Below are 13,061 nucleotides of genomic sequence, written 5' to 3'. Positions count from 1 at the left end.
GAATTGATTCCGGCTTATTTATATTTTTAGAAAAACTCCTTCATTTTATCAAAGAAAGATTTGTCCGATTTCCCAGGATCTGGTTTGAAGTTACTTGATTCTCTAAGATTCTCTAGAGATTCTCTCTCCTCTCTGGATAACTGAGTAGGTGTCCAGACATTAACCATAATTAACTGATCACCTTTACTGTAACCATTGATATCTTTAATCCCTTTTCCTTTCAAGCGGAGCATCTTTCCACTTTGAGTACCTGGATCAATCTTTATTTTCACTTTACCATCGATGGTAGGAACTTCTATCGAAGAACCTAAAGCAGCATCTACAAAAGAAATAAATAAGTCATAGATGACATTATTGCCATCTCTTTGAAGAATTTTATCCTCAATCTCCTCAATTACAATCAACAGATCACCAGCTATTCCTCCAGGGATTTCATTTCCTTTACCTGACATGCTAAGCTGCATTCCTTCGGCAACTCCGCCCGGGATATTAATGGAAATGACCTCCTCCTTTATAATAAGTCCTCTAGCATCAGCCTCGGCTGGTTTTTTATCTACAATCTGACCGCTCCCCCCACAAACAGAGCAAGTACTTGCGGATACCATTTGGCCAAGCATTGTATTAACTACTTTCTTGATTTGACCAGAACCCTGGCAAGTTGAACAGTTTTTAAAAGTAACCCCCCCAGCAACTACATGCCTTTTTACTTTGATTTTCTTTTCTACTCCGTTAGCAACTTCTGCAAGAGACAATTTAAGTTTAACGCGAAGATTTGTACCCTTTCTGGTTCTACGGCCTCCGCCTCCACCAGCTCCACCAAAGAATGAACCAAATCCACCTCCTCCAAAAATATCACCAAATTGAGAGAAGATATCATCCATGTTCATACCGCCTCCACCAAAGCCTCCATTTCCGGAAACTCCCTGATGACCAAACTGATCATATCTTTGGCGCTTATCAGGATTACTTAAAACCTCATATGCTTCAGCTGCCTCTTTAAACTTTTCTTCTGCCTCGGGATTATTAGGGTTTTTATCCGGATGGTATTTGATTGCCATTTTCCGATACGCCTTCTTTATCTCTTCCGAGGAGGCAGATTTTGAAATACCTAATACTTCGTAATAATCTCTTTTTGCCATAATTTTTTAAGCTCCTGTTACTACTTTGGCATATCGCACCACTTTGTCGCCTAGCGTATAACCTTTTTCCACTACATCTATTACCTTACCTTTTAATTCTTCACTAGGAGCAGGAACTTGTGTGATTGCTTCTTGAGTATCAGCATCAAATGGTTTCCCTATTAGGTCCTCCATCTGTCTGAGGCCTTTGCTTTCAAGAATTCTCAATAGCTTATGGAAAATCAATAAATTCCCTTCTTTATTTTTCTCCCCTTGTTCTTGTGTATCACTAACTTTTATAGCTCTTTCAAAATCATCAACCACAGGAATCAAATCTCGGAGAACTTCTTCAGAAGCTGTGGTAATCAAATCTAATCTTTCTTTAGAACTCCTTTTTCGGAAATTTTCGAAATCAGAATATAACCGCAAGTATTTATCTTTTAAATCGGCAACTTCTGCTGCAAGTCTCTCTTCAGCAGAAACTTCTTCCTCATTTGTAGATTCTTCCATAGTATCTGTAGCCTTATCGGGAGTATCTTGAACTAATTGCTCCTCATTCTGATCTAATTCCTTATCCACTTCGTCTTTATTTTTCATTTTAACTTTTCGATAATTGGCATTACCCACTTAACAATATTTTTGCCATCCTGATCTAACTGACAATCTGACACCTTAAGAACGGTGGATTGCCTGCCAAATAAGATCTTTCAGTTTGTCTAAGTTATATTGACTGACAGAAGAAATAAATACACTGGGAATTCCTTCTGGTAGATCTTCTTCCATTTCCTTCATTAATTCCTCATCTAGCATATCTACTTTTGAAACAGCCAGTAATCGTTGCTTATCTAATAATTCGGGGTTGTATTTTTCAAGTTCACCAAGCAAAACTTCATATTGTTCTTTTATACTTGGTGCGTCTGCTGGAATCATAAACAATAAGATGGAGTTTCTTTCAATATGTCTTAAAAAGCGAATCCCTAAACCCTTGCCTTCAGCTGCTCCTTCAATGATTCCCGGAATATCAGCCATTACAAATGATTTATCATCCCGATAACTAACAACTCCCAGATTGGGAACTAAAGTTGTAAATGGATAATCCCCGATTTCTGGCTTTGCCGCTGATATTGATGAAAGCAGCGTGCTTTTCCCCGCATTGGGAAAACCCACAAGACCGACATCAGCTAGAAGTTTTAATTCCAAGATGATCCACTCTTCAATCCCTTCCTCCCCAGGTTGAGCATAATGAGGGGCCTGATTGGTAGAAGTTTTAAAATGGTGGTTACCTAAACCGCCTCTTCCTCCTTTTGTCAGAATGACTTCCTGACCATCTTCAGTAATTTCAAATCTCTTTTCCCCGGTTTCTGCATCTTTTGCTACTGTACCCAGAGGGACATCGAGAATCATATCTTTTCCATCTGCTCCCGTTCTTCTACCTCCTTCGCCCCCTTTTCCCGATTCGGCGATTATATGTTTTTTATATTTCAGATGCAGTAAGGTCCAATGTTGGGAATTACCGCGGAGTATAATGTGGCCACCTCGGCCACCATCTCCACCATCGGGACCTCCCTTAGGAACATGCTTTTCTCTTCTAAAGTGAAGAGAACCTGCACCTCCAGCTCCTGAGCGAGAACAAAACTTAACGTAATCAATGAAATTAGAATCGGCCATTTTTTAAAGAAAAAGGCTAAGCACTGATGCTTAGCCAAATGTGGATTGCAAAATTAGGAAAATTAAGCCAATCAGTAACTATCAATGACAGAAGTGATCTGATTGAATATTTCATTTATTTCTCCAACTCCATTGATTTTTTGAAACTTACCTTGATTTTTATAATAAGTTGCTACTGGCAAGGTCTCATTCATATAGACTTTGATCCTAGTTGTGATTTTTTCATTATCCTGATCATCTGCTCTATTTGATGTCTTGCCTCTTTCTTTGATTCTTTCCCTTAAAATATCCTCGGGCACTTCAAGAGAAATCATACCTGAAATTTCTAAGTCATGATGCGAAAGCATTTCATCCAAAGCTTTTGCTTGAGCAGTAGTTCTTGGAAAACCATCAAAAATAAAGCCTTTAGAGTCTTTAGTATCGCTGATTTTCTCTTCCACCATCTTAATTACAACTTCGTCAGGCACCAAATGCCCTTCATTCATATATTTTTTTGCTAGGAGACCTAATTCTGTCCCTTCACCTAAGTGTTTTCTAAACAAATCACCAGTCGAGAGATGAGTCAATCCATAATGCCGGATTAATTTTTCACTTTGAGTGCCTTTGCCCGCGCCCGGAGGGCCAAATAAAACGATATTATACATTCCTGATATTAATTTTAAGGAGTATCAAGTTGATAGATTTCCGAAAGATTTCTACCTAGACCATCATAGTCAAGGCCGTAGCCAACAACAAATTTATTGGGAATTTCAAAACAGACATAATCTATTTGGTAATTAAACCGAAAAGCTTCAGGTTTAAATAGAAGAGAAACAATAGAAATACCTAAAGGATTTAGACTAGAAATCTGCTTTAGCATGTAATTCATGCTGATTCCAGTGTCTACTATATCTTCAACAATTACTACGAATTTATTTTTTAGATTTTCTTGAATACCTACCAACGATTTTACTTTTTCGCTACTTTTCGTCCCTTGGTATGAACTTAATTTGACAAAAGAACAGGTAATTGGTAAATCTATGGACCGGCACAGATCAGCAATAAAAATGAACGATCCATTTAACACTCCTAACAAAACAACATCTTTTCCAATGAAGTCTTGAGTTATTTGAGCCCCAACTTGGGAAATCCTTTCCTGAATCTGATCTTTATTTAAGAATGGAATAAAATTCTTGTCTTTGATTCTAATGCTCATAATACCTTAAAGTTCTTTCATTAAAAATTGGTATAAATCGATCATTGCTTTAAGATCCTTCAAAGATACTCTTTCATCCGGTGTATGAACATTATCTTCAGGAGCACCTATGAAACACCAATCGATTGGGAAAGGAGAAAATTGAACCTCTCTTCCATCGCTTCCTCCTGCCCCTTCTACTTCTATTTGAAAAGGAATTCCACTTTTCTCAGCTAAAGAAATAATTTTATTCAAAAAACTTCTCCGTGGTATAAATTTATCTCTTATTGAAATAGCTACCCCATTGTGATGCTGTACCCCTTCCGTGACCCAAGTAATATCAGAGATTAGTGCTTGCTTAATCGGTGCCTCCTTTTGAATAAACTTAAGAAGAAAAGGCATGCTCCCACCTCCATGCTCTTCATAAGTAGAAAACACAACCCACCCATTTTCGAGTGTTTCACATAATTTCAATGCATTATAAATCCCTAACCTATTGTCAAGATAAGCCGCTTGAATAAAATTATTATCAACTCGTACATTTTGTTCAAAAGACAAGCATGTCCCTGGGTCTATCCCTCTAGGAAAATCATGAAATAAGCCATCTTCATCTCCCTCAAGTCGGCATCTGATAGACCCTAGACTATCTTCACCTACTAACCATGTCCCAGGAATTAGTTCTGGTCCTCCGACAGGAACCAATTGATTTTTATACCTAGCCATAAATCCAATCGTGTCGATATGGGCAAAAACTGCTGTGTTTGGAGTTCCAAATTTTAGAAGTAAACAATCATGGAATGCGTCACTAAAAAATATTTTTGGTACAACCTTCCAATTTTTCTTACGTTTTTCGACATATTCGTGTAAAAATTGAGTTGTACGAGATTCATCACCAGAAACACCATTTATTTCCAATAAATCGTACAAAATTTTCATTTTGGCATTAATTATGTTAAATATTTATTAATAGACAGTAAATTTGTTTAGATTTATTTTGTTACCAGAATTGTGAATTAAATAAATCATCTAGATTTGCAGTAAGTTAAAAGTTATTAAATTTGTAATCTCATCAATCAAACACTTAAAATTTGAACAAAAATTTTTTGTTATGAAAAAACTAATACTCTCAACACTTATGGTCGGTGCTTTGGCACTTGGTGCCAATGCCCAGAAAGAATTTGACAAATTCTCTCTGGAAATCAATGGAGGCGTCAACAAACCAATGGCACCTCTAACTCCGGGATATCTCTCACCTACAGCCAATTTTGGCCACATTGATTTCGGAGCTCGTTATATGTTCAATGAAAAATTCGGCCTTAAGCTTGATTATGGTTTTGGATCTATGTCAGAGGTAGATGGTGAATCGCCTACATTTGATACAAAATACTATCGTTTAAACCTTCAAGGCGTGATGAATGCTGGTAGAATAATGAACTTTGAATCTTTCACAAGATCAATAGGTTTATTAGTTCATGGTGGAGCCGGTATAGGAAATGTAAACCCTGAAGAAAATCTTTACAATGATTTTACGGATGATGTTTATAATTTCATCGTAGGTTTTACTCCTCAACTTAAATTAGGTAGAGGTGTTGCCTTAGTAGGTGATATTAGTGCTATTATAAATGGGCGTCAAACTGTTACATGGGATGGTGCAACTGCAATTAGACCTACTGATGCTGGATTTTATGGAGCGAATTCAGTTTGGTGGACTGGTACTTTAGGACTTCAGTTCTACTTAGGATCTGCAGAAGAGCATGCTGACTGGTATATAGCAGCAGATAAATATGCTACAAAAGAAGAATTAGCTTCTCAGATCAATGGTATCAAAGACATGCTTAAAGATTCTGATGGTGATGGTGTTCCGGATTATTTAGACAAAGAGCCTAATACTCCAGCTGGAGCAAGAGTTGATTCTCAAGGTACTACAATGGATTCCGACGGTGATGGAACTCCTGACCATTTGGATAAGTGTCCATTCCTTCCTGGACCAGCATCTACTAATGGATGTCCTGTAGAGGAGATTAAGGAAGAAATTGATTTCTTCAAGAAAGCAATTAACGACGGATACATTAACGTTTATTATGCTTTCGATAGTGATAAGCCACTTGGATACTCTAGTAGCGCAGCTAGTTACGTTGCAAATTTTATGAAGAAAAACCCAGGAGTTAGCGTAGAAATTAAAGGTTATGCTGATGAATTAGGTCCAGAGGATTATAACATGAAACTTTCTGAAAGAAGAGCTAAGGCTGTTTATGATCTATTAGTATCTTCAGGTGTTGATGCATCTAGACTTTCTTACAAAGGTTATGGGGAAGATACTAGTGTAGACAAGTCATCTGCAGATGCTAGACAAATGGCAAGAAGAGCAAGTTTCGAAGTGAAATAAGCTTTTAGCTTAAATATAAAAAAAGGAGAGCCCGGAAAATCCGGGCTTTTTTTATGAAAATATTTTCCTGAATATAATTGTAATATTTTTTTCTACTTTTGAGCCCACATCTCTAATTCTTAATTAATGAAAAAGCTCATTTTAGCAATTGTGTTCTTCAGCATTGAATTTTCTGTTTTTTCACAATCAGAATTTAATAAATGGTCTATCGAGACGAACTTTGGCTTCAATAAAGCGATGGCTCCATTAACTCCAGGATATCTAAGCCATAGTTTGAACATAGGGCATCTGGATTTTGGCGTTCGTTATATGTTTAATGAGAAGTTTGGGTTAAAAGCCGATGCGGGATTTGGTTCATTTTCTGAAGTAAAAGGGGAAAGCCCTGAATTCAAAACCAACTATTTAAGGGCTAATATTAAAGGAGTTGTTAATCTCGGAAAACTTATGACTTTCGAATCCTTTTCAAGAAAATTAGGACTTCTTGGTCATCTAGGTGGCGGCTTTGGTAGAATGAGTTTCGAAGAAACTATCTTAAATAACGCGCCAGACTATCATTATAATATCATCTCTGGTTTAACCGGTCAGTTCAAGCTTGGAACTAGAGTTGCTTTAACGAGTGATCTATCCATGATTTACAATGGAAGACAAACTTACACATTTGATGGAAACACCTATAATGCAGATGTACAACCTTCAAATCCTTTAGAGAATCCATTTGTTCATGCTCCAGGGACTTGGTGGACTGCTACCGTAGGTTTAAACTTTTATCTAGGTTCCGCTTCCGAGCATGCAGATTGGTATATAGCTGCTGATAAATATGCCACCAAAGAAGAATTAGCCTCACAAATTAATGGGATCAAGGATATGTTAAGAGACTCAGATGGAGATGGAGTTCCTGATTATTTAGATAAAGAGTCAAATACTCCAGTGGGGGCAAGAGTAAGCACACAGGGTATTACGTTGGATTCTGATAATGACGGGACACCAGATCATATAGACAAATGTCCTTTTTTACCTGGACCCGCATCAACAAATGGATGTCCTGTCCAAGAGGTTAAAGAGGAAGTTGATTTCTTGAGAAAGGCCATCAATGACGGCTTTGTTAACGTCTATTTTGCCTTTGACAGCGCTAAACCGCTTTCCTATTCTATTTCCTCTGCACATTATATCTCAAACTTTTTAAAGAGAAATCCTGGAGTATCTTTGGAGGTAAAGGGTTACGCGGATGAGCTTGGATCAGAAGACTATAATATCAAATTATCCGAGAGAAGAGCTAAAGCTGTTTATGATATTATTGTATCATCTGGAATTGACACCTCCAGGTTGACATATAAAGGTTATGGAGAAGATACAACAGTAGATAAATCATCAGCAGATGCAAGGCAATTGGCAAGACGTACAAGCTTTGAAGTAAAATAAGAATATAAATCTTGATCAAACCCGGTTTCCAAAGAGCCGGGTTTTATTTTATCTTCGTGAAATGTTTATTCTTTCCGATACACCTTCCGTTGCAAATCAATTCATTTTGGAATTGAGAGATAAGAAAATTCAACAGGACCGTATGCGCTTTAGAAAAAATCTTGAAAGATTAGGTGAAATTCTGGCATATGAAATTTCGAAATCTTTTGAATATAAAGAGGCCAAAGTTGAAACTCCATTAGCTATAGCAAGTACATCTATTATTAATTCAAAACCTGTCATTATTTCAATTCTTAGGGCTTCATTACCCTTCTATCAAGGGTTCTTAAATATTCTTGATCAAGCTGAAAGTGGCTTTATTGGTGCTTTTCGAGAAGAAAAAACAGAGGGGGAAATTAAAGTGAATTTAGGCTATCACGCTAGTCCATCACTTGAAGGAAAAGATGTAATAATTGCAGATCCAATGCTCGCAACAGGAAAATCAATTATAAAAACAGTTAATACTATTTTAAGCCACGGAAAACCAGAAAGAATCCATATTGCTTCAGCTTTTGCTGCACCCGAAGGAATCGAATACATTCAAAAAAATCTGAAAAACATACCCTTTACTTTTTGGCTGGGGACCCTAGATGAAAAACTAAACCATTTATCCTATATCGTTCCTGGTCTGGGAGATGCTGGGGATCTTGCATTTGGACCGAAACTATAAATTCTATGATAGATTACATTCTTCTAGGCTTAGGCTTGGTCATCTTACTTTATGGAGGGAAAATTTTGGTGGATGGTGCGTCTGCAATTGCAGTAAAGTTAGGAATGAGTGCCGGATTGATAGGTCTTACCATTGTAGCTTTTGGCACATCAGCTCCTGAACTTTTGGTAAGTGTCAATGCTGCCCTAAAAGGCAACAGTGATATTTCGATTGGGAATGTAGTAGGGTCAAACATTGCCAATATTGGGATGGTTTTAGGCTTAAGTGGTTTATTTTATCCCATATTAATTCGAAAAAGTACATTAAGATTTGATTATATTATTACATTAATTGTCACTTTACTGTTCTATGCATTAAGCTACAATGGTATTATTGGATTCTGGGAGGGAATATTTCTATTTACCCTTTTCATAGGTTTTAATATTTATCTTTTTAGAAATACCGGTCAAGGTGGGCTAGTTGACAACTCAGAAGTAGTCGAGGAAGTTGAACTTGTAAAAGGTTACAGTTGGCTTGTGGCGATTTCATTATTTCTTGGAGGCATAGTAGGCTTATACTTTGGCTCAGAATTATTAGTAAACAATGCAATTAAAATATCAAGAGATTTTGGAGTCTCTGAAAGAGTGATCGGTGTTACTATTATAGCTATAGGAACAAGCCTTCCAGAATTAATTACATCTATCATGGCTGCTTTAGCTAAGAAAACTGATATGGCAATTGGAAATATTCTTGGCAGTAATATCATGAACATTCTTTCTATTATAGGAATAACCGCGATTATAAAACCGATCGATGTCTCTGGTGAATTCTTAAATTCAGATTACCTCTGGATGATTGGTTTTACTTTAATTCTCTTCCCTTTAATCAGGACGAAAATGAGAATTTCCTTGATTGAGGGTATGATTTTGTTTTTTGGGTATTTGGCTTATATGTACTTCTTATTATGATTGAATCGCTCCTTAAATTCCTTGGAATTTATTTTTTGAGTTTATTCAAATTTATTGCAGGGCCGGTTCTAGGATCTGCCGCTGGATATGGTGTTTTAGGATCAATTTTTATAACTGTTGCAGGTATGATGACCAGCGTATTTCTCTTTACTATAATCGGATCAAAATTTAAAAATTACCTGAAGTTAAGATTCAATAAAAAGAAGCCTATTTTTTCTAAAAAGAATAGAACCTTAGTGAAAATTTGGAAAAAATACGGAGAAATAGGTATTGCTATCATAACTCCATTAATCCTCACCCCAATAGGTGGGACCTTAATTATGGTATCTTTTGGGGCAAAAAAAAGACATATTTATATAAATATGCTTTTTAGTAGTCTTTTTTGGGCTACTCTCTTTTGTCTCACAATTGACCAGATTCTAAAAATTCCTTTCTTTCACAATTTATTATTGTGATTCATCATCTGGTAAAATTTCAATATCCTGAATCAATACTCGCTTAGATATTTCTTGGCCTGTTAACGTTGCTGCCAAGCCTCCCATTGCTGTTTCCTTATATCTACTTTCCATGGAAGCCCCTATTTCCCCCATAGCTTCGACGCATTCATCAACCGGAATTACAGAACTGACATCCGAAATTGCAATCTGCGTCGAACTAAATGCGATAGATGCTGCGCTAGCATTTCTTACCACACACGGAACTTCAACTAAACCTGCCACCGGATCACAAACCAAACCAAGCATACATTGAATTGTTATTGCAACGGCATTAAATACCTGGTCCGTATTTCCTCCTAAGCAATATACCATGGCTCCAGCTGCCATTGCCGCTGCTGATCCAGTCTCCGCTTGACAACCTCCAACTGCTCCTGCTAAGCTTGCCTTCTCTTCAATAATTAAAGCTATACCAGCACTAACTAAAAGCCCTTCTACAATTTTTTCATCCGAAACCCCATGAATTTCTTGAAGTGTCACTAATGTTCCCGGTAAAATACCTGATGCCCCAGCAGTGGGAGCAGCAACAACTCTTCCCATGCAAGAATTTACTTCTTTTGCGGCTAATGCTCTTGCAATAAGTTTTTGAAATTCTGGAGATAATACAGCTAGAGGATGGTTATAAACCTTTTTTGCACCATTGTTTATCATTCCAGATCTAGAAGTCATTTCTTCCTCAAGCCCTGTCTTCACCGCATCTTTCATGACCTGAAAAGCATTAAGAATTCCGGCTTTTATCTGATTCGATTCTGCATTTTTTTGCTCGACTTCGTATTCAATTACAGAATCGGGTAAACTGACTTTATTTTCTTCACAGTAGGATTTCCAGCCTTTAAATGATTCGAATAAATAGCACATAAGATTTAAGGTTTTATTCTTTTATTTTCCTAAAACTCAAAAGTTAAAGTTAATAGTCTGCTTGATAGCGGGATCCAAACTTAATGCAACAGGACAAGTACGGGCTGCATTTTTCAACTTTTTAACCATAACAGGGTCTTTTGTTGGATTGTCCCAATGAAAATTGATAATTATTTCCTGAATCTTTCTTGGGGAAGATTGCATTATTTTAGTCACTTCCCAAGTAAGCCCATTCAAATCTTCCCTTTCTCTGGCAGCTACAATTCCCATAATAGTAACCATACAGCTTCCCAATGCACTAGAAACCAGATCTGTAGGAGAAAACTTCTCTCCTTTTCCATTATTATCTACCGGAGCATCTGTCAATATTTTGGTTCCAGATTGAAGGTGCTCAGACTCTGTTCTCAAATTTCCTAAATATGAACTTTTTATAGTTGGCATAAACCCTTACTTTTAAAATCAGTTTAAATAATTGTATCCACAAATTAGGACATTATTTTCGACCTTTTCGAATGACAAAGCTGAAATTACTACTTCCACTATTCCTCATTCTTTTTGCGATAGACACTTTCGCTCAAAGAGATGATATAGGTAATTATGAATATGATAAAGAATACCTCTTTGGAGCAAACAAAAACACCAATGGTGGACTCATTGGAGGTTTTGTTTTCAAAGTAGGAACTAGAATTACTGACGACCAATTCAGCTTCTGGGCTTTAGAATTTTCAAATGTAAAAAATCCAAAAGAAGTCAGGTATAATACCGTACTTGGAAATAGCTATATTTTTGGAAAGTCAAACTACCTTTATTCGATTAGACCACAGTATGGGAGAGAAGTAGTTTTATTTAAAAAAGCTCCTAACCAAGGGGTTCAAGTTTCGGCATTGGCAGCTGTAGGGCCCTCTCTTGGCTTAATTGCTCCATATTATATTGAATATGCTCTTAATAGAGTGGAAACAGTTTCAGAGCAATACGATCCTGAAATTCACCAAAGTAGATTCAATATTTTGGGCACTGGCAGATTATTCCAGGGTATAGGTCAATCTGAATTGGCAATTGGGGCCAATGTAAAAGCTGCTTTGAACTTTGAATTTGGTGTTTTTCGAAGTAACGTTACCGGATTGGAACTCGGATACATGCTTGAGGGTTTTACCAAAGAAATACCTTTAATTCCAACAGCAGAAAACAGACAAATATTCCAGTCTGTTTATTTTACATTCTATTACGGATTCAGAAAGTAACAGAAATTGGGTTTTACGAACCTCCTGCTTTAACTTTGTAAAAAATCACAATTTTATGATTGAATTACCCGTCATTTCCGAGGAGGCAACTCGAAGAAAAAAACCAGATTGGTTGAGAGTAAAGCTTCCAATTGGAAAAGAATATGCAAAAGTCAGAAAACTTGTAGACGAACATAAACTCCATACAATATGTGAAAGTGGTAACTGTCCAAACATGGGAGAATGTTGGGGAGCGGGTACTGCCACATTCATGATCCTTGGAAATGTCTGTACCAGGTCTTGTTCGTTCTGTGCAGTAGCAACAGGAAGACCCCCAGAATACGATACAGATGAGCCAAGAAGGGTAGCGGAAGCTATCAAGCTCATGGGCGTGAAACATGCAGTATTGACATCTGTCAACAGGGATGAGTTGAAGGACAAAGGTGCCGAAATCTGGTATCAGACTGTAGTTCAAACAAAAGAACTTTCTCCAAGTACAACTATAGAAACCCTAATCCCAGATGTAAAATCAAACTGGGATGCGCTATATAGAATGATCTCAGGAGGCCAGGAAGTAGTTTCTCACAATATGGAGACTGTAGGCAGCTTATACAGAAGAGTCAGACCTCAGGCTAAATATGATCGTTCTTTAGAGCAAATAAAACTAACCAAGGAATATGGTAAAAGAACCAAAACTGGAATTATGTTAGGATTGGGTGAAACTAAAGAGGAAGTTTTTAAAGCTATGGACGATTTAGTAGCTCATGGATGTGATATTCTTACTTTAGGTCAATATCTTCAACCAACAAAAATGCATATTGAAGTGGCCGAATTTATTCACCCTGACATGTTTGCCATGTATCGAGAAGAAGGACTTAAAAGAGGTTTAAAATACGTAGAGTCAGGTCCCCTCGTGAGATCATCTTATCATGCAGAAAGACATGTGAATGTCTAACTCAAAAGATCAATCAATTAAATTTTTAAGCACATGTTACATGTGCTTTTTTTTGACTCTTTTTTGAAAACTAAAAAATAAATAATTTTTATGAGGGTTATCAAAAAGATCGG

The 13,061-nt window shown here is 36.9% G+C and carries 14 protein-coding genes; 6 read left to right on the top strand and 8 right to left on the bottom strand.

From position 1 onward, the window contains the following. Positions 1-26 precede the first annotated feature (26 nt). From dnaJ to AAGF08_RS07325, 6 genes are all read right to left on the bottom strand, one after another. Positions 27-1,139, bottom strand: coding sequence for a molecular chaperone DnaJ (dnaJ, locus tag AAGF08_RS07350; protein WP_343510502.1), 1,113 nt, complete (start codon positions 1,137-1,139; stop codon positions 27-29). A gap of 6 nt (positions 1,140-1,145) precedes the next feature. Continuing rightward, the gene (locus tag AAGF08_RS07345) at positions 1,146-1,715 is read right to left on the bottom strand and encodes a nucleotide exchange factor GrpE (protein ID WP_343510501.1); all 570 of its coding nucleotides are present in this window, start codon (positions 1,713-1,715) and stop codon (positions 1,146-1,148) included. Between the two features lie 75 nt (positions 1,716-1,790). Beyond that, the gene (gene obgE, locus AAGF08_RS07340) at positions 1,791-2,786 is read right to left on the bottom strand and encodes a GTPase ObgE (RefSeq protein WP_343510500.1); all 996 of its coding nucleotides are present in this window, start codon (positions 2,784-2,786) and stop codon (positions 1,791-1,793) included. Positions 2,787-2,857: 71 nt separating this feature from the next. Then, positions 2,858-3,430, bottom strand: a complete 573-nt coding sequence (locus AAGF08_RS07335) for an adenylate kinase (RefSeq protein WP_343510499.1) — start codon at positions 3,428-3,430, stop codon at positions 2,858-2,860. Between the two features lie 14 nt (positions 3,431-3,444). Further along, positions 3,445-3,981 carry a hypoxanthine phosphoribosyltransferase gene (gene hpt / locus AAGF08_RS07330; protein ID WP_343510498.1) on the bottom strand — a complete coding sequence of 179 codons (537 nt, stop codon included), beginning with the start codon at positions 3,979-3,981 and terminating at the stop codon, positions 3,445-3,447. Positions 3,982-3,987: 6 nt separating this feature from the next. After that, on the bottom strand, positions 3,988-4,896 hold the full coding sequence (locus tag AAGF08_RS07325; protein ID WP_343510497.1) for a M20/M25/M40 family metallo-hydrolase: 909 nt from the start codon (positions 4,894-4,896) through the stop codon (positions 3,988-3,990). Positions 4,897-5,068: 172 nt separating this feature from the next. On the opposite strand from AAGF08_RS07325, the gene AAGF08_RS07320 reads away from it, so the two are divergent. From AAGF08_RS07320 to AAGF08_RS07305, 4 genes are all read left to right on the top strand, one after another. After that, positions 5,069-6,346 (top strand): OmpA family protein, encoded by a 1,278-nt coding sequence (locus tag AAGF08_RS07320; protein WP_343510496.1) that lies wholly within the window; start codon positions 5,069-5,071, stop codon positions 6,344-6,346. Between the two features lie 126 nt (positions 6,347-6,472). Beyond that, on the top strand, positions 6,473-7,765 hold the full coding sequence (locus tag AAGF08_RS07315) for an OmpA family protein (RefSeq protein ID WP_343510495.1): 1,293 nt from the start codon (positions 6,473-6,475) through the stop codon (positions 7,763-7,765). 61 nt (positions 7,766-7,826) lie between these two features. After that, positions 7,827-8,474: a uracil phosphoribosyltransferase gene (gene upp / locus AAGF08_RS07310; RefSeq protein WP_343510494.1), complete on the top strand. Its 648-nt coding sequence runs from the start codon at positions 7,827-7,829 to the stop codon at positions 8,472-8,474. Between the two features lie 5 nt (positions 8,475-8,479). Next, positions 8,480-9,421 (top strand): calcium/sodium antiporter, encoded by a 942-nt coding sequence (locus AAGF08_RS07305; RefSeq protein ID WP_343510493.1) that lies wholly within the window; start codon positions 8,480-8,482, stop codon positions 9,419-9,421. Between the two features lie 446 nt (positions 9,422-9,867). Here the strand turns inward: AAGF08_RS07305 and sdaAA are convergent, their stop codons facing one another. After that, positions 9,868-10,773 (bottom strand): L-serine ammonia-lyase, iron-sulfur-dependent, subunit alpha, encoded by a 906-nt coding sequence (gene sdaAA, locus AAGF08_RS07300; RefSeq protein ID WP_343510492.1) that lies wholly within the window; start codon positions 10,771-10,773, stop codon positions 9,868-9,870. 36 nt (positions 10,774-10,809) lie between these two features. After that, positions 10,810-11,214: an OsmC family protein gene (locus AAGF08_RS07295; RefSeq protein ID WP_343510491.1), complete on the bottom strand. Its 405-nt coding sequence runs from the start codon at positions 11,212-11,214 to the stop codon at positions 10,810-10,812. A 71-nt stretch (positions 11,215-11,285) separates the two neighbouring features. On the opposite strand from AAGF08_RS07295, the gene AAGF08_RS07290 reads away from it, so the two are divergent. Together AAGF08_RS07290 and lipA are read left to right on the top strand one after the other, a co-directional pair. Then, positions 11,286-12,014 (top strand): hypothetical protein, encoded by a 729-nt coding sequence (locus tag AAGF08_RS07290; protein WP_343510490.1) that lies wholly within the window; start codon positions 11,286-11,288, stop codon positions 12,012-12,014. Positions 12,015-12,069: 55 nt separating this feature from the next. After that, on the top strand, positions 12,070-12,948 hold the full coding sequence (lipA, locus tag AAGF08_RS07285) for a lipoyl synthase (RefSeq protein WP_343510489.1): 879 nt from the start codon (positions 12,070-12,072) through the stop codon (positions 12,946-12,948). Positions 12,949-13,061: the final 113 nt, after the last annotated feature.

This window comes from Algoriphagus sp. SE2, from assembly GCF_039563885.1.
Lineage (GTDB): Bacteria > Bacteroidota > Bacteroidia > Cytophagales > Cyclobacteriaceae > Algoriphagus.
The sequence above is the reverse complement of the archived record's forward strand: the minus strand, read 5'-3'. Positions and strand labels throughout refer to the sequence as shown.

Coding starts and splice junctions, on each gene's coding strand:
- upp (WP_343510494.1), top strand. CDS start 7,827: ATGTTTATTCTTTCCGATACACCTTCCGTTGCAAATCAATTCATTTTG.
- sdaAA (WP_343510492.1), bottom strand. CDS start 10,773: ATGTGCTATTTATTCGAATCATTTAAAGGCTGGAAATCCTACTGTGAA.
- AAGF08_RS07345 (WP_343510501.1), bottom strand. CDS start 1,715: ATGAAAAATAAAGACGAAGTGGATAAGGAATTAGATCAGAATGAGGAG.
- lipA (WP_343510489.1), top strand. CDS start 12,070: ATGATTGAATTACCCGTCATTTCCGAGGAGGCAACTCGAAGAAAAAAA.
- AAGF08_RS07335 (WP_343510499.1), bottom strand. CDS start 3,430: ATGTATAATATCGTTTTATTTGGCCCTCCGGGCGCGGGCAAAGGCACT.
- AAGF08_RS07290 (WP_343510490.1), top strand. CDS start 11,286: ATGACAAAGCTGAAATTACTACTTCCACTATTCCTCATTCTTTTTGCG.
- dnaJ (WP_343510502.1), bottom strand. CDS start 1,139: ATGGCAAAAAGAGATTATTACGAAGTATTAGGTATTTCAAAATCTGCC.
- AAGF08_RS07305 (WP_343510493.1), top strand. CDS start 8,480: ATGATAGATTACATTCTTCTAGGCTTAGGCTTGGTCATCTTACTTTAT.
- AAGF08_RS07315 (WP_343510495.1), top strand. CDS start 6,473: ATGAAAAAGCTCATTTTAGCAATTGTGTTCTTCAGCATTGAATTTTCT.
- AAGF08_RS07295 (WP_343510491.1), bottom strand. CDS start 11,214: ATGCCAACTATAAAAAGTTCATATTTAGGAAATTTGAGAACAGAGTCT.
- AAGF08_RS07325 (WP_343510497.1), bottom strand. CDS start 4,896: ATGAAAATTTTGTACGATTTATTGGAAATAAATGGTGTTTCTGGTGAT.
- AAGF08_RS07320 (WP_343510496.1), top strand. CDS start 5,069: ATGAAAAAACTAATACTCTCAACACTTATGGTCGGTGCTTTGGCACTT.
- obgE (WP_343510500.1), bottom strand. CDS start 2,786: ATGGCCGATTCTAATTTCATTGATTACGTTAAGTTTTGTTCTCGCTCA.
- hpt (WP_343510498.1), bottom strand. CDS start 3,981: ATGAGCATTAGAATCAAAGACAAGAATTTTATTCCATTCTTAAATAAA.